The sequence below is a fragment of the Bacteroides sp. D2 genome (genome assembly GCF_025147085.1).
GTDB lineage: Bacteria > Bacteroidota > Bacteroidia > Bacteroidales > Bacteroidaceae > Bacteroides.
This window is the reverse complement of sequence record NZ_CP102261.1, coordinates 2,140,471-2,155,467: the sequence shown is the minus strand read 5'-3', so window position 1 is coordinate 2,155,467 and position 14,997 is coordinate 2,140,471. Positions and strand designations below refer to the sequence as shown.

Annotated in this window: 12 protein-coding genes and 1 pseudogene; 6 read left to right on the top strand and 7 right to left on the bottom strand. The window is 40.4% G+C overall.

Translation table 11 applies throughout. The features are described from left to right. Nucleotides 1-9 precede the first annotated feature (9 nt). Both NQ505_RS07265 and NQ505_RS07260 read right to left on the bottom strand, forming a co-directional pair. On the bottom strand, nucleotides 10-1,743 hold the full coding sequence (locus tag NQ505_RS07265) for a RagB/SusD family nutrient uptake outer membrane protein (protein ID WP_004317477.1): 1,734 nt from the start codon (nucleotides 1,741-1,743) through the stop codon (nucleotides 10-12). A gap of 20 nt (nucleotides 1,744-1,763) precedes the next feature. Continuing rightward, entirely contained in the window at nucleotides 1,764-5,183 is a 3,420-nt protein-coding gene (locus tag NQ505_RS07260; RefSeq protein ID WP_009000989.1) for a TonB-dependent receptor, read from the bottom strand. A 420-nt stretch (nucleotides 5,184-5,603) separates the two neighbouring features. On the opposite strand from NQ505_RS07260, the gene NQ505_RS07255 reads away from it, so the two are divergent. Further along, a complete protein-coding gene (locus tag NQ505_RS07255; RefSeq protein WP_009000990.1) occupies nucleotides 5,604-6,203 on the top strand; it encodes a DsbA family protein in 600 nt (199 codons plus the stop codon). A gap of 61 nt (nucleotides 6,204-6,264) precedes the next feature. Here NQ505_RS07255 and NQ505_RS07250 read toward each other — a convergent pair whose 3' ends face one another. Beyond that, complete coding sequence (locus tag NQ505_RS07250) at nucleotides 6,265-6,588, bottom strand: hypothetical protein (RefSeq protein ID WP_229128454.1); 324 nt, start codon at nucleotides 6,586-6,588, stop codon at nucleotides 6,265-6,267. Between the two features lie 251 nt (nucleotides 6,589-6,839). On the opposite strand from NQ505_RS07250, the gene NQ505_RS07245 reads away from it, so the two are divergent. Then, nucleotides 6,840-6,962 (top strand): hypothetical protein, encoded by a 123-nt coding sequence (locus NQ505_RS07245; protein ID WP_255344333.1) that lies wholly within the window; start codon nucleotides 6,840-6,842, stop codon nucleotides 6,960-6,962. Between the two features lie 53 nt (nucleotides 6,963-7,015). Here NQ505_RS07245 and NQ505_RS07240 read toward each other — a convergent pair. Beyond that, nucleotides 7,016-7,291, bottom strand: a pseudogene (locus NQ505_RS07240) (DUF1016 N-terminal domain-containing protein); the annotation flags it as partial. Here NQ505_RS07240 and NQ505_RS07235 point away from each other — a divergent pair. Next, a complete protein-coding gene (locus tag NQ505_RS07235) occupies nucleotides 7,199-7,417 on the top strand; it encodes a hypothetical protein (RefSeq protein WP_009000991.1) in 219 nt (72 codons plus the stop codon). The pseudogene NQ505_RS07240 and the gene NQ505_RS07235 overlap by 93 nt on opposite strands. A gap of 76 nt (nucleotides 7,418-7,493) precedes the next feature. On the opposite strand, the gene NQ505_RS07230 is transcribed toward NQ505_RS07235, so the two are convergent. Together NQ505_RS07230 and NQ505_RS07225 are read right to left on the bottom strand one after the other, a co-directional pair. Beyond that, nucleotides 7,494-8,444 carry a toll/interleukin-1 receptor domain-containing protein gene (locus NQ505_RS07230; protein ID WP_004317470.1) on the bottom strand — a complete coding sequence of 317 codons (951 nt, stop codon included), beginning with the start codon at nucleotides 8,442-8,444 and terminating at the stop codon, nucleotides 7,494-7,496. A 66-nt stretch (nucleotides 8,445-8,510) separates the two neighbouring features. Further along, a complete protein-coding gene (locus tag NQ505_RS07225) occupies nucleotides 8,511-8,918 on the bottom strand; it encodes a hypothetical protein (RefSeq protein ID WP_008770576.1) in 408 nt (135 codons plus the stop codon). A 498-nt stretch (nucleotides 8,919-9,416) separates the two neighbouring features. Here NQ505_RS07225 and NQ505_RS07220 point away from each other — a divergent pair, with 498 nt between their 5' ends. Next, nucleotides 9,417-9,896, top strand: coding sequence for a DsbA family protein (locus tag NQ505_RS07220; RefSeq protein ID WP_009000992.1), 480 nt, complete (start codon nucleotides 9,417-9,419; stop codon nucleotides 9,894-9,896). A 71-nt stretch (nucleotides 9,897-9,967) separates the two neighbouring features. Here NQ505_RS07220 and NQ505_RS07215 read toward each other — a convergent pair whose 3' ends face one another. After that, nucleotides 9,968-10,984 (bottom strand): LacI family DNA-binding transcriptional regulator, encoded by a 1,017-nt coding sequence (locus NQ505_RS07215; protein ID WP_009000993.1) that lies wholly within the window; start codon nucleotides 10,982-10,984, stop codon nucleotides 9,968-9,970. A gap of 143 nt (nucleotides 10,985-11,127) precedes the next feature. On the opposite strand from NQ505_RS07215, the gene rbsK reads away from it, so the two are divergent. Together rbsK and NQ505_RS07205 are read left to right on the top strand one after the other, a co-directional pair. Continuing rightward, nucleotides 11,128-12,042, top strand: coding sequence for a ribokinase (gene rbsK / locus NQ505_RS07210; RefSeq protein WP_009000994.1), 915 nt, complete (start codon nucleotides 11,128-11,130; stop codon nucleotides 12,040-12,042). A gap of 20 nt (nucleotides 12,043-12,062) precedes the next feature. Then, nucleotides 12,063-14,996: a SusC/RagA family TonB-linked outer membrane protein gene (locus NQ505_RS07205; RefSeq protein ID WP_009000995.1), complete on the top strand. Its 2,934-nt coding sequence runs from the start codon at nucleotides 12,063-12,065 to the stop codon at nucleotides 14,994-14,996. Nucleotide 14,997 lies beyond the last annotated feature (1 nt).

Sequence of the window (14,997 nt, the reverse complement as noted above, 5' to 3'; positions counted from 1 at the left end):
TTTAAATGATTACTTTTCCCAGCCCGGATTTTGTCCTAACAGAGGGTTCTTCTGACGCTCGGGATTAGGCACGGGCCACAAATAATGTTTCGTTGCGTCGAAGTAACGCGCGCCGCCTTCCGCGGTAGACTTTTCGTAGATAACATCACCAAACTCATCTACTCCGGTATCGGGATATGGGTTGGCACCCAAATCGTTCATACAAACTTTCAGGCTGGGACCGGTGATGGCACGTCCAAAGCGAAGTTCGCCTTCACGCCAGCGCATCACATCGGCGTATCTTGTTCCTTCACCTGCCAACTCAATGCGACGTTCTCTTCTCAATTCGGTTTCGAGATCCATCCCCCATGCGCTAAGCTCGTCAAGGTTCATACGATGCATATTCACACGATCTCTAAGCCTGTTGATGGAGTAATCAATCTGTGTTTGTGTCAGTTTCTTGCCTTGTAGTTCGAAAGTGGCTTCGGCATAAATCAGCAAGATTTCGGCAAAGCGGATGACATTGAGATTCCCATGTCCACCCACACTTGAGCCGGCCAAATCAATATCGTTATACTTCTTCAGATAGAAACCTGTACGGCTATTTGCCCCCACACGGTTATTATCTTGCAATGAAGCAAAACGAGGCAGATTAAATATCTCGTTGGCCTTATCCGTATCAGGATCACCGTCATCTCCTCCCGGCCATTTGTCACCCGGAGCATATAAAGTCATCTTCATTCTAGGATCTCTGTTCTGGAAATAATCCACATAATGCTCTTCAGGCGACTTGTATAACGATGAGGTCTGCACACCGGTCTTTTTATAATATTCCAATCCGGTTTTTGCCGGTTTACCGTCTGTACACAGATAAGCATCCACTAACGACTTCGTTGGATTGAGGCGTATATAGTCCGTCGGACTGCAAGTTTCATTGGGCAGACTTTGTGTACGGATTTCGGGTACAAAAAGGCTATATACGATGGCTTCGATATTTTTCGGATCATTCTCGACATCCCCTTCGTGATGAAATAGTTTTTCGTATTCATACAGGCCATAGGGACTGTTTTCGATGATATATTCACTCGTTTTTGCAGCCAGTTCCCATCTTTCGTTTTGCAAGGCAATACGTGCCAATATGGCTAAAGCGCCCCAGCGGTCGAGTCTTCCCAGTTTGTCGCCTGTATACCTTTCTTCAGGCATGCGCTCTGCCGCCCATTTCAAATCCTCGACGAGCTGGTCAATGACTTTCTCTCTGGGAGTACGTTCGATATATGCATCTTCGGGCTGGATGACTTCTCCTACCCAAGGTACATCACCCCAAAACACCGTGAGGTAAAAGTACATAAGCGCCCGGATGGTTTTTACTTCTGCGGCATAAACGTCCTTCTTATTTTGAGCTACCTGCGCTTTATTATAGTTGTCCAGAAAATTATTGCAGCGATAAATATAGCTATATGCTCCTGTCCAATAGGTAGTGAAGGGGAAGCCGTCAGTATAAGAGTGCTTGCCTCCGGAAACCTTACTTAGTCCACTAGTAATATTCCCCCACATAACAGTTTCGGCCGTCGATTCGCTCCAATTCACGAGATAGTCTTTTTGCAAAGCTTCGTAACAGGGAGGCAAGGCATTTTTAAGCTGATCTTCATTCACCCAGAATGTTACATTGTCCGGCTCGTTAGGGTTCGTTCTATCCAGAAAATCGCTACATGAGGTAACTATACCAAATAAAGCAATGATTAAAAAGTATTTTGAGTATTTCATCTTTATAGTCGTTTAATAGGTTAGAATGTTATTGATAATCCAAAAACATAGGTTTTTACTTGCGGATAGACATCTCCGCTGGTGGTCCTCACTTCAGGGTCATAAGCTCCGAAGTAATCGGTTTTAGTAAACAAGTTATCTGCCGAAGCATATACTCTAAGACTATTAATGCCAAGAGGTGCCACCATTCGGGCAGGGAAACGATAACCTATCTGAATATTCTTCAGGCGCAAGTACGATGCATCCTCTTTCCAGTAGTCACTGAAGAGTCTGTTGTGCTCCTGCGACTGATAAAGTCTGGGATAAGAAGCATTTGGATTCATAGGCGTCCATCTGTCAAGATGCTCTTTTTTAGGGATTGAGTAGTCATTGATAAACGCATGCCGAGCCTCATCCTCAAGGTAACCGGCAACTTTGCCTACGCCTTGCAAATAGAAACTGAAATCAATGCCTTTCCATTCCAAACCACCCTTGATTGCATAAGTGTAATGGGGCTCTTTCTCGCCAAACACCACTTTGTCGTAGTCATCAATTACCCCATCGGGAGCGCCGTCAGGACCACTGATGTCCCGATACTTAATATCTCCGGGCTGTACAATGCCGTTTTGTGATGCAACAAGAGGAAATTTTGGTTTCTGGTACTTACCTGTAGTTGTATTCACCGATTCGAAGTCATACACTTGCGCCAGCCCATCAGTCAGATAACCATAGAAAGCACCTATCGGATCACCTACCCGACGATACGAACCGGAAGCCGTACTGGTCAGCGACTCCGGAGTTCCACCCAAATCGGTAATCTTATTACGGGCGTCCGACAGATTGAACCCGAGATTGTAATTTACACTTCCGATCTTATCACGCCATGACAGATTAAGTTCCCATCCTTTGACATCAATCTTACCAAGATTGACATAACCTACGTTACTACTGGAAACCCCGACAATAGCCGGAACATCGGGACGAACCAATGCATCAATATTTTCTTTCTTATACCAATCAAAGTCCACATTCAGTCTATTGTTCAAAAAACTAAGGTCTACTCCGAAATTAAGCATGCGGATGGTTTCCCACTTGATGTCGGGATTACCGATTTTGTTTTGCCAAAGTCCCATAACAGGTGTATTAGAAGCTCCGATAGGATAAGACTCCTCGGTTATGATAGGTGACAAGTAGGGGTAGTAATTACCGGGAATGTTTTGATTTCCCAACTCACCCCAGGAAGCACGCAGCTTACCCGAGCTCAATACCGAAGTAGCGAACTCCATGAATTTTTCACGTGAGAAGTTCCATCCTGCCGAGAATGATGGAAAATATCCCCAACGATTGCCCTTGGCAAATCTTGAAGTTCCGTCGGCACGCAGGTTAGCTTCAAACAGGTATTTACCGTCAAAAGCATAGTTGACACGACCAAAGTAAGAACGTAAAGCCCACTCGTCTTTTGTTCCGCTATTCATAAAATTAATCATTCCGGCACTAATAACGTGAATATCCTCAACCATCACATTATCACGTGTAGCACCCAATGTGCTTCTGTTTTCCCACTCTTGCGAAAATCCCATCAATGCTCCCAACTCGTGGCGCCCTATGGTTTTATTAAAGTTCAGGGTGAATTGCAACGTTTGGGTCATAACGTCAAGATGGCTTTGTGAGATATAGTCCTTGGCATCTTCATTTGCTTTCAACGGGCTACCGTCCGAGTAATAAGACAACATCTTCGGGTTAAACTCATCCACCTGGCGGGTATATATATTTGCAGAGTACTGCATACCGACATTCAGTCCGTCTATAATTTTGAGATCTGCATTGAAAATACCATTGAGCACACGTGTTTTCCGTTCTTCCATTCCCGACTCATAGGCTACCTGCAAGGGGTTACGCACCGAACCGTACGACCAGTTCTCACTATCTACCATCCGGCCATTCTCGTCAGGAATTTGCCACATGACGGGAAGTAACGGAGACATACGCTGTGACAGGCGGAATACTCCTGATGTGCCGCTATAACCTAAGTCCTTTTTATAGAAATCGACATAGCTCATCTGTCCGGTCAGTTTCAGACGATCATACACCTCCGTGTTTACACTGATACGCGCATTGTGTCTTTTTGAACTATATCCGTCACCTACAACCAGCCCATCCTGATCCAGGAAACCATACGACATAAAAAATCCGGTTTTCTCGCTTCCACCCCGTGCACTCACATTATGCCCCGTCTGAAAAGCCCGGCTTTTGTATATTTCGTCAATCCAGTCAGTATTGGAATATTCGTTGGGATACAGTCCCGAATCATATTTATCGAAAGCCTCTTGTGTATAGGGCTTGGAAAATCCGGCAGCACTCATGGCTTCGTTGGAGAGTTCCATGTATTCCCTTCCGTTAACAAGTTCGGGCAATGCTGTGGGAGTCTGGAATCCGGCATATCCGTTATATTGAAATACTACGCTCTCTTTCTTTTCTCCTTTTTTAGTCGTTACAAGAATAACACCGTTAGCGGCACGTGCTCCATAAATGGCCGATGAGGCGGCATCTTTCAGTACGGATACGCTTTCGATGTCCGAAGGATTCAATAAGTTGATGTCTCCCCCGGCTACTCCATCAATCAAGATCAAAGGTGCTGTACTACTGTTAATAGTTCCCGTACCACGAATGTTGATACTGGGCACAGCACCCGGCTGCCCCGAAGAAGAAACGATACTAACTCCAGGTAACAATCCTTGCAGCCCCGTAGTTACGTTAGTTATAGGCCTGTTCTCAATAGCCTCCGCTTTAACCATAGATACGGCACCTGTTACATTCACTTTCTTTTGCACGCCATAGCCTACAACTACTACATCTTCCAGGCTGACAGCATTTTCTTTCATCACTACGTTTACTGTCGTTGCTTTCGCTATGACGCTTTCTTCACGGTAGCCGACGTATGAGTACCGAAGTGTACTTCCATAAGGTACCTTGATGGAATACTGACCATTGATATCGGTGATTGTACCCGTAGTCGATCCCTTTACCGATACGGTGGCTCCGATGATCGGTTCCGTATTCTCGTCAGTAACTTTACCTTTCACATACAGTTCCTTCTTCTCTCCTTGTGAATCAACAGGTTCAGTTTTATTTTGATATTCTTTATTATAAAATAAAATACTGTCATCCAGGAAACGGAACCCAATGTTAGTCCCTTTTAGCAAAAGAGTTAGTGCTTTGTTTACATCTGTGTCTTTTACCTCCAATGACACTTTCCTACTCGTATCCACAAATTCTTTACTATAGGCTACATTCATCGATGCCTTCTCTGCTATCTGACTGATAGCTTCTTTAAGAGGAAGCTCTTTGATACTAACCGATATTTTTTGCTGTTGTGCATAAACAAAAGCAGTGACAAATATGCACATTAGGGTTACAATACACCTTCTGCCGGTGGATGAAAAAGGAGAATCTTTTTCCATAATATTAGTCTTTAAAGTTAATAGTTCAATATCTATTAGCTAATACACAAGAGGTATTAAAAAGTATTACGGCAAATAAGTTAATGAATATTAATTTGAAATATATGAGAAAATTTACCGGAAATCAATCCATACTTGATAAAAAAGAAAGAAAACACTTCAAAGGTATCGTTTTTAATAGCAAAAATAGAAAGGGGTAGATAATATTTTCTCATTTAATGCATAAATTAGTGTCTTTACCTGAAATAATTAATACCTTTGAGTGCACGAATTAATTCATTTGACTATAGTGTTTCTTTCGATAGACTATAGTCGAATAAAAGAAGCACTATAGTCAACGATTTAAATGACTATAGTCAAACGAATAAAATCATGTAGCCGGAGACAATATTTACTGAATAACTAAAAACAAAATAAGACATGAGTGTTTATTATGATCTTTATGCCAGTGGCAACCCACAAAAAAAGGATGAGCAGCAACCACTTCACGCACGAGTGATTCCATCAGGAACTCTTGATGCTAAGAAGTTTATAGAATTAGTATCTAAAAGCAACGCCTTCAGTCAGGCTACCATTGAAGGATGCTTGCAAGCAGTCACCGATGAGTTACAACATTGGTTGAAACAAGGCTGGATTGTGGAAGTCGGAGAATTAGGTTATTTCTCCTTATCGCTGAAATGCGACCATCCGGTAATGGAGAAGAAAGAAATCCGCTCTCCTTCCATCCACCTGAATAAAGTAAACCTGCGCATCAACAAAAAATTCCGTGAGAACATGGAGCCATTACCGTTGGAACGCATGGAATCACCTTACCGAAGCAATGGCAATCCCGATGAAGACAAATGCCTTAGCATCCTTATGCAACATCTGGATGAACAAGGTTGCATCACTTGTGTCGATTTCACGAGACTAGCCGGCATAAGCCGATACAAGGCAACTATACTGTTAAATACCTATTTAGAAGAGGGAATTATACGAAAATATGGTGGAGGTAAGACGGTGGTATATTTAAAGAAATAGAAAAACAAAGAAAATAGGATAGTCTGTTCCAATATGAAAGTTCTTCAAGTATTTACACCCTTCATGAAATCAGATGATAGTTCACTGGAGTATCATAGCCTATGGCAAAACAAGGACGTGTTTCCGACTGAATACCAAGATAACGAAAACACTTGTAGACAAAGTTGTCACTAACGGTGGCTCGAAGCTCATTACGTATGAAAGCTACCACCCAACGGTATCCATGGGTAGAATGTTCCGAGTGCATCTGCTCAACGAACTCCACCATCGTTTCCCTATTAAGGTCACGCGTAGAGGGATCACGACGCTTCCATTTATAGTAACCTGCACGGCTTACGCCCATCATGGCGCAAATATCCGTTATTGCAAAATCTCTTGACAGCATGTCGACTATTTTGAATTCTTCGTTTTTAAACAAACATACTCCGTTTGCCCAACCTCGTTCGTCCGCACCGCATAATTTTTTTTAGACGTTCATTCTCTATACACAAGCGTAAGATTTCTCGTTTATAGAATTCCTCCGTGCGGTCAATACCCTCAGGAAGTACATCCTTTATCTCTGCGTCAGCACGTACCAAAGCTTCAAGACCGCCCTCATCGTACTGTTTGAGCCATTTTCTGAAGACTGTGTCGGAGATGTCGTTAACTGTACAGCACTTCAACGGATTCTGCAAGAAATATCTGGGCGATATGCCGGGCAACCTGTGGAAAGCGATGGATGAACGAAAGAAAAAGAAAAAACGGATAAAAGGAACGTGAGTTCGTGACGCTCCGGTGAAAGCGGAAACGGACGGGGTGATCGTCGTCTACAGTCAAGGGATTGCAGATATACTGCTAGATAACGGGCTGGCGGTGAGAAGGTACGTCCCAACTGTTTTGAGGCACTGTATCATATACCAATACCGGGCCTTGAGGTCTTTTGCCTTTTGCATCAGAATAACATTGTGTGACCAGCTTAGTTGTTTAACCGACAATGTCATGAAAACTAACTGCAAATGCAAAACAGGTTGTTGCGTATTTGTAAGTTGTTGACTATATTCATTATAGAACTGAACTATCATCTGACAGTTTCTTACGGAGAAGCCTTTGATAAGAGGCGTTCTGTCTTTGGTGGCGAGTTCGGTAACCTGTTTGTCGGCAAGTTGTTTGTCGCCCTTGTCGCGGAAGAAGGTAAGCCTACAATCCACGTTGCTACCTTTGGTACCTTCGGGTAGAAAAATACTTTTTCTTGAGTAATAAATAAAGCAGCAGCCTACTCTCCTAATTTTATTCCATTGTTAGTTATACTTTTTAATTCTCTCTCCAGTTACAGTACAGCTTCCTTAACAATGTTTGCTGCTTGTGACTCAATACACGGTCTAAAGTTCCCTGAATACCGCTATCTTTATCATATATAGCATCATCTTGCAAATATGATGTTAATCCCTCAATCAGAACTATCGGTACAACATATTCTCTAACTACTTCGTCATTATTAAGTTCCACGACCAACATCTGATTCACTTTATTGAGAGCTTCAACAGCTACAGGATTAATATCTTCTAAAAATACAGCAGACGAATTATTCCGGAATAATATAGTAAAGTTTGAATTATCGCAAATAAAACATGGTTTTCTAGGTCTTCCATTCCGGGATCTGATTAAAAGACATAGTTCTCCTGCGGCATTTTGCAATATATTAAATTCGTTCTCGGCCACATTATCTTCACAATTAACATTTCTTGGATCAGCTCTATTGTTTCTACTATTCTGCAAGACACTTTTTAAAAATTCAATATCAAAATCACCTAAATCTTCTCTCAACAATTTATAAGCTCTTTCTTTATCCAGTTCCTTTTGAAGCCGGGGAATATTATTCAACACACTTTCTTTTAAAATATCGAATGATAGAGCTGGCTCTGGGATTCCATCAATATGATGTTTCTTATTAATATAGTAAGTAAGTTCCGGAGACATCTTTACTTCCTCTATCCTAAAAGGAATGATAACTTTCTCCTGGTTGAAAGCTATATCTATTTCACTTTCTACATGGGAAGAGCAGTTAGAATAACTCGAAAAGATAAAAAGCACGATCTGTGATTCGGTTATCGCTTCAATTATTTCCCGTGCATATGACTTACCACCATATACATTCCTGGGAGCAATCCAACAAGTTAGACCGGCTGCTTCTAACATGGCACATACATCAAATGCAACCCCACTGTCTTTACTGGAATAAGATATAAAAACGTCGTATTTCATAATGTCTATATGTTAATAATATCAGGATAATTAACTCTTAACTAATAATGATAAAGTGCCAGGTAACTATTTTTCCAATTTTAATGAGAAAATGCTCTGGGCTATTTCTGCCAAGACGCTATCGGGAACTATAGTCCGGTCCACTTCCTCTAATTTCTCATTCAATAATCGGAAATCATGAACCTCCTCATACTCATCAAAACGATCTCCCATTTTTTCCTTCATTATTTCAACTACTAAAGCACTCGCCCGTTGTGATACACATAATTCTTCAAAAGCTTTCAAATATGCCAGTGAATCGTTCTTCTCCATTATTTCAAGGGTGTCTATCTTAGCACTATAATCACCATGAGAATTAGTTCCTGTCGCTTCTATATATAGATATTTCTTATCTTTATCAGTATTAGAAGAAACACCGATACAACAGGAAAAAATGACCATTGATATAGCACTTACTATAATAATCTTTCTCATATTATTAAATTTCGGGGGGGGGTAACCTCGTGTTAGTTCTGTTTTATTGTTGCTAAAGGTAAGCATTATTCTTTTATAATGAACTATTCAGGTGAGATATTTATTCAATAACACTAACCGATGGAAAATAGGATGGTTTAGGGTGGTGCATTGACGAAGCCAAGACCATACTCTGCTTACCTATCACACGATTCCAATTTTCAATCAATGCTGTTGCAGAATAATGAAAAATGAACCGCAGCCCTAACCTATCATTGATCTTATATTAAGCCTTTTAGAAAAAACAAGCAAAAAGTATCTATTTATAGATGCGGCTGCGATGATGTAAATATTAAGAAACGTATAAGCAGCTATATAACAGTCTATTGTCTCAATATTAATTATTTTATTAACGCACTTCTTCAAAATCGCTTGCACAGCAAATTCCGATACCATATCTTTGCAACGTGATCACAAAATAATAACTAGATTTACTAACGATTAAAACTATTAAAAATTATGGCACTGAAATATGTAGTCAAGAAAACAACCTTTGGCTTTGATAAGGAAAAAGCTGAAAAATATGTAGCAAGACCATTCAACGCGGTTACTGTTGATTTTAAAATGCTATGTGACCAGGTAACAAAAGTAGGGTTCGTTCCACGCGGTACTGTAAAATCAGTACTCGACGGATTGATAGATTCGCTGATAACCTATATGGAAATCGGGGCTTCGGTAAGCCTTGGAGAATTCGGAACATTTCGTCCTTCATTCGGATGCAAAAGTCAGGATGATGAAAAAGGAGTGACTACGGACGCCCTAAAGAACCGTAAAATAATTTTCACTCCTGGAAGCATGTTTAAAGGCATGATAAAATCAATAAGTATCCAGAAATTGGATAGTTCTAAAACCAACAGTTCTCCCACGCCTGATGATGGAAAGGGAGACGATAAAGGAGAAGGAGGTGGTAGCGGAGAAGCACCGGATCCGGCAGCATAAGAAACGGTATTAATATGTAAAAAATCGGGTTTGACATTGTTCAAGCCCGATTTTTTCTATTATCTAAAATACTACTTTCTATCAGTTAACACCTTTATCGAATCCCGTTTTATAATATTAGGTTTCAAAAGAATCTCCGAATGTAGTTCAGTTTCTTCCAAAATCTTCTGCATCAACATTTTTACAGCAATAATGCCAATATTCTCCAGTGATTGTGCAATACGAGTTATAGGAGGATTTAGATAGTCCAGATATAAGTTATCATCAAACGAAATGATAGACATATCTTGAGGAATTCTCACTTTATGCTCATTTAATGCTTTGACGGCTCCCAAAAGAATTGTACTACTTAACGCAAATATAGCAGTAGGTTTTGTAGTAGAGTTCAGAGCCAACTTAGTCTCAATATAACCATTCTGAATCGAGAACTCATTTCCTCTTATCATTGCGTTATCCTGATAACCAGCTTCGCGAAGCGCATCAACATACCCGCGCACACGTTCTTTAGTTGTTATAGAGATACTTGGTCCCTGAATACAGAGAATCTTACTATGCCCCGATTCTAATAATAATTTTGTTGCCTGATAAGCCCCTACATAATTATCAGTAGCTACGTATGGCAAATTATGCTTCTCAAAATAGCGGTCAATCAGCACAATCGGAGTTTTAGCACTAATCTCCTCGAGTTTAGAAGGGTTTTCACCGGTTGGAACCAAAATAATTCCGTCTATCTTACGCGATAGAAGCGAATCGATAGCCTTATTTTCCTGAACAGGATCTTCCAGGGTATCAATAAGCATAACAGTATAATTATAACGTTGTGCTTCACGGATGACAACACTTGCTATATTGGCAAAAAAAGGATTATCTATGTGCGGTACAAGAAGGCCTATAGTATATGTCGTGTTGTTGCGCAAACTTTGCGCAACTATATCAGGCTGATAGTCCAATTCTTTAACGGACTGCAAAATAACCTCCTTAGCAGACTGGCTGATCCTATATTTCTCTGATTTCCCATTTAACACTCTGGAAATCGTAGAGATAGAGTACCCAGTTTTCTTTGATACATCAATCAGAGTTTTCTTCATTACTGGTTGTTTTTTGCAAAAATAACATTTTATTTGAGAAAAAAGCAAGAAAAATATTTTGTTTTGAAAAAAATTTCTATATTTGCGCAAACGATTGCGCATCGTTTGCGATTCAATTCGCCTTAATACTTAATACTCATTATATGGACACAAAGAAGAAAATCGTAGTGATAGGTAGCAGTAATACGGATATGGTTATCAAATCAGACCGTCTACCAAAACCAGGAGAAACAATTCTGGGAGGAAACTTCTTAATGAATCATGGTGGCAAAGGAGCTAACCAAGCTGTAGCTGCTGCAAGACTAGGAGGAGATGTCACTTTCATATGTAAAATAGGAAATGACATTTTCGGAAATGAAACCTTGGAAATGTTTCACAAAGAAGGAATCGACACTACTTATGTAGGAATTACCCCGCAGGAACCATCAGGAGTAGCTCTTATCAATGTCGACAAAAAAGGGGAAAACTGCATTGTTGTTGCTTCCGGAGCCAACGGGACTTTATCGGTTGACGACATACAACGTGCAGAATCTACCATCAAACAGGCATCCATCGTCATTATGCAGTTGGAAACTCCAATCGAGAGTGTCACTTATGCAGCCAAAATGGCGAAAAAAGATGGAATTACCGTTATATTAAATCCCGCCCCTGCCCCTACTCAACAACTACCTGACGATTTATTAGCCAATGTCGACATTCTTATTCCTAATGTCACAGAGGCTGAAATCATCTCGGGAATGCACATTACAGATGATGAATCGGCAAAAGAAGCGATTCGTTATATTAGTTCGAAAGGCATAAAAACTGTCATTATTACGATGGGAGCCAAAGGAGCTCTCGCTTATGAAAATAACAAGTTTACCCACATTCCAGCCTTCAAAGTAGAAGCAGTAGACACAACCGCTGCCGGAGATACATTCTGCGGCGGACTGTGCGTAGCTCTGTCTGAGGGCAAAAATCTAAAAGATGCAATTATATTTGCAAGTAAAGCCTCTTCTATTTCTGTTACCAGAATGGGAGCACAAGTATCTATACCTTTGAGAAAAGAAATACAATAATCATCCTTAATTCTGTTATTATGATAAAACAATGTTCAATCCACGGTCTATTGACAAGTATGTTGTTAATAGTATTCTCTTTGATGAGCAATGACGTTATTGCCCAAAAGGCAATAAGAGGTACAGTCCTCGATGAAGCAAATGAACCTATTATCGGTGCTAGTGTCCTAGTCAAAGGCACAACAAATGGTTCTATTACAGGAGTTGATGGATCCTTCAATGTAAAAGCGAATCCTTCTGATGTATTGGTTATATCTTATGTAGGTTATGCAACTGTTGAACAACAAGTAGGAAATCAGACACAGCTTGTAATACACCTGCGCGAAGACTCGAAAGTGCTTAATGACGTTGTAGTAATCGGCTACGGCTCTACCACAAAGAAAGAGCTTACAGGATCGGTTACCAGCATGAAGAAAGATGACCTCAATCCCGGAACATTCACCAATGCTATGGGAATGTTGCAAGGAAAAGTGGCAGGATTACAAATTATCAACCCGAACGGTGCTGATCCGACAGCCAAATATGAAGTATTACTTCGCGGAACAAACACACTTTCCGCAGGCCAAGGTCCATTAATTATTATTGATGGGGTGGCAGGTGCAGATATCAGAAATATCAACTTCCAGGAAGTGGAATCTATAGACGTATTAAAAGATGGTTCGGCAGCTGCTATTTATGGAACAAGAGGTACGAATGGAGTAATCATCGTCACAACTAAACGTGCAAGAAGTGGCAAAACGGAAGTTTCTTATGATGGACAACTCACCGTGGGAGTCGTTTCACGCAGAGCAAAACCTTTATCGGCAAGCGAATACAAATCTGTTATCAAGGAGTATCGCCCAGAATTGGAAAGTTATATCTTTGACAGTGATACCGATTGGTTTAAAGAAATTACGCAAACTCCGTTCAGCCATAAGCACAACTTGTCTATATCCGGAGGTTCCGAGAAGTTCTCACATCACACATCTTTCAATTATGAAAAGAGCGATGGCTTGCAAAAGCATAATAGCTCCGAAAAACTAATGGCACGTACCAATATTCGCCAGTCATTATTAGATAAATGGGTCGATTTGGATTATAACCTGAATATCATTCATCGCAAATACAGTCCTTCCTCTACAAGTGCTTTTATGCAGGCATTTACCCATAATCCAACAGAGCCTGTTTATGACGACAGCGATCCGGATGCCGGAGGATATAGCCGTATCAAAGCAATGGAATATTATAATCCGGTAGCGATCATTAACGAAAGGAACATGGAAAGTAAGAATGATAATTATGGTGCAAATATCCGTGCTACTCTAAACATATTGCCTATAAAAGGATTAAAATGGGAGAATTTTGTTTCATACGACAAAGAACAATATGAAACACGTGAATATTACACACATTATTATCCTAGTTTAATAGGAACAAACGGGCAAGCCTATATTGAAAACTATCAGGAAAACGATACACAATATGAGTCTACTTTAAATTACTCGAATATTTTCGGAAAACATTCCATTCAGGCATTACTCGGATATACATACCAGTATACTTACAGCACATCTGCATCCATGACAAATTCCGGTTTCGACTTCGATGACAACCAGACTCATAACATCGGGACAGGAACAAATCTTACTGAAGGCAAAGCCAGTATGTCATCCAATAAAGAAGATAATACATATATCGGATTCTTCGGACGTTTTATGTACAACTACGATGATAAATATCTTTTGTCAGCTTCACTACGTCGTGATGGTTCCAGCCGTTTCGGTGACAATAATAAGTGGGGATGGTTCCCGGCTGTCAGCGTAGGTTGGCGTATAAATAAAGAGAAATTCCTCTCGAATGTCAAATGGATCGATGATTTAAAATTGAGAGCCGGATACGGAGTTACCGGTAACCAAGATTTCTCAAACTACAAATCTTTGATGATGATGACTACAGCCGGTAAATTCTATTACAATGGCCAATGGATTAATACTTATCAACCTGCAAGTAATGCAAATCCAGATCTAAAATGGGAGAAAAAAGCAGAGTTCAACGTTGGTGTTGATATGACAATGTTTGATAACCGCCTTTCATTCACTTTCGATTATTACAAACGGACTACTTCTAACTTGTTGTATGACTACATCGTACCGACTCCTCCTTATGTGTATAATACCCTGTTTACGAATGTTGGAAAAGTAACTAACGAAGGAGTTGAATTAACAATATCCGGTACACCTTTTAACACTAGAGACTTTACATGGAATACCTCACTGACCGTTTCACACAATAAAAACAAATTGGTGAAATTCACTAATGACGAGTTTACTAACGGAACGTACAAGGTGGGATGGTCTACAAGTGCTGCCTGCTACACTCAACGTCTGATAGAAGGACAGTCATTGGGTACTTTCTACGGCCCTATATGGTTAGGAACTGATACAGATGGAAAAGACGTATTGTTAGGACAAAATGCGGACGGTTCCGTACCGGAAGAACAATGGGAAAAAATTGGCTGTGCTTATCCGGATGCCACTCTTAGCTGGAGTAATACCTTCAGATATAAGAAATTCGACTTGAGCTTCTCACTACGTGCATCTATCGGCGGAGAAATTCTGAACAACTATGCGATGGAATATGAAAATCTAAGCAGCATCGGACTTAGAAATATCTCATCTAACTGGTTATCTCAAACGAATTTCACAAGTACGACCTATAAATATTCCTCCAAATATATAGAGGATGCTTCTTATTTAAAACTGGATAATGTTACCTTTGGATATACTTGGGATTTCACATCCAAAATGATAAAAAGACTAAGACTGTCTCTTACTGCACAGAATGTATTTTGCATCACCGGTTATTCTGGTGTCGACCCGGAAGTTGCCCTTTCCGGACTGGAACCTGGCATGGAAAGTTTAAGCTATTATCCACGTACAACCGAATTTACTTTTGGAATTAATATAGTATTCTAAA

Excerpts from the sequence above, each read along its gene's own strand:
- NQ505_RS07215 (WP_009000993.1), bottom strand. The coding sequence starts at position 10,984 with ATGAAGAAAACTCTGATTGATGTATCAAAGAAAACTGGGTACTCTATC.
- NQ505_RS07245 (WP_255344333.1), top strand. The coding sequence starts at position 6,840 with ATGTCGTTAACTGTACAGCACTTCAACGGATTCTGCAAGAAATATCTG.
- NQ505_RS07205 (WP_009000995.1), top strand. The coding sequence starts at position 12,063 with ATGATAAAACAATGTTCAATCCACGGTCTATTGACAAGTATGTTGTTA.
- rbsK (WP_009000994.1), top strand. The coding sequence starts at position 11,128 with ATGGACACAAAGAAGAAAATCGTAGTGATAGGTAGCAGTAATACGGAT.
- NQ505_RS07230 (WP_004317470.1), bottom strand. The coding sequence starts at position 8,444 with ATGAAATACGACGTTTTTATATCTTATTCCAGTAAAGACAGTGGGGTT.
- NQ505_RS07260 (WP_009000989.1), bottom strand. The coding sequence starts at position 5,183 with ATGGAAAAAGATTCTCCTTTTTCATCCACCGGCAGAAGGTGTATTGTA.
- NQ505_RS07235 (WP_009000991.1), top strand. The coding sequence starts at position 7,199 with ATGCAAAACAGGTTGTTGCGTATTTGTAAGTTGTTGACTATATTCATT.
- NQ505_RS07225 (WP_008770576.1), bottom strand. The coding sequence starts at position 8,918 with ATGAGAAAGATTATTATAGTAAGTGCTATATCAATGGTCATTTTTTCC.
- NQ505_RS07220 (WP_009000992.1), top strand. The coding sequence starts at position 9,417 with ATGGCACTGAAATATGTAGTCAAGAAAACAACCTTTGGCTTTGATAAG.
- NQ505_RS07265 (WP_004317477.1), bottom strand. The coding sequence starts at position 1,743 with ATGAAATACTCAAAATACTTTTTAATCATTGCTTTATTTGGTATAGTT.
- NQ505_RS07250 (WP_229128454.1), bottom strand. The coding sequence starts at position 6,588 with ATGCTGTCAAGAGATTTTGCAATAACGGATATTTGCGCCATGATGGGC.
- NQ505_RS07255 (WP_009000990.1), top strand. The coding sequence starts at position 5,604 with ATGAGTGTTTATTATGATCTTTATGCCAGTGGCAACCCACAAAAAAAG.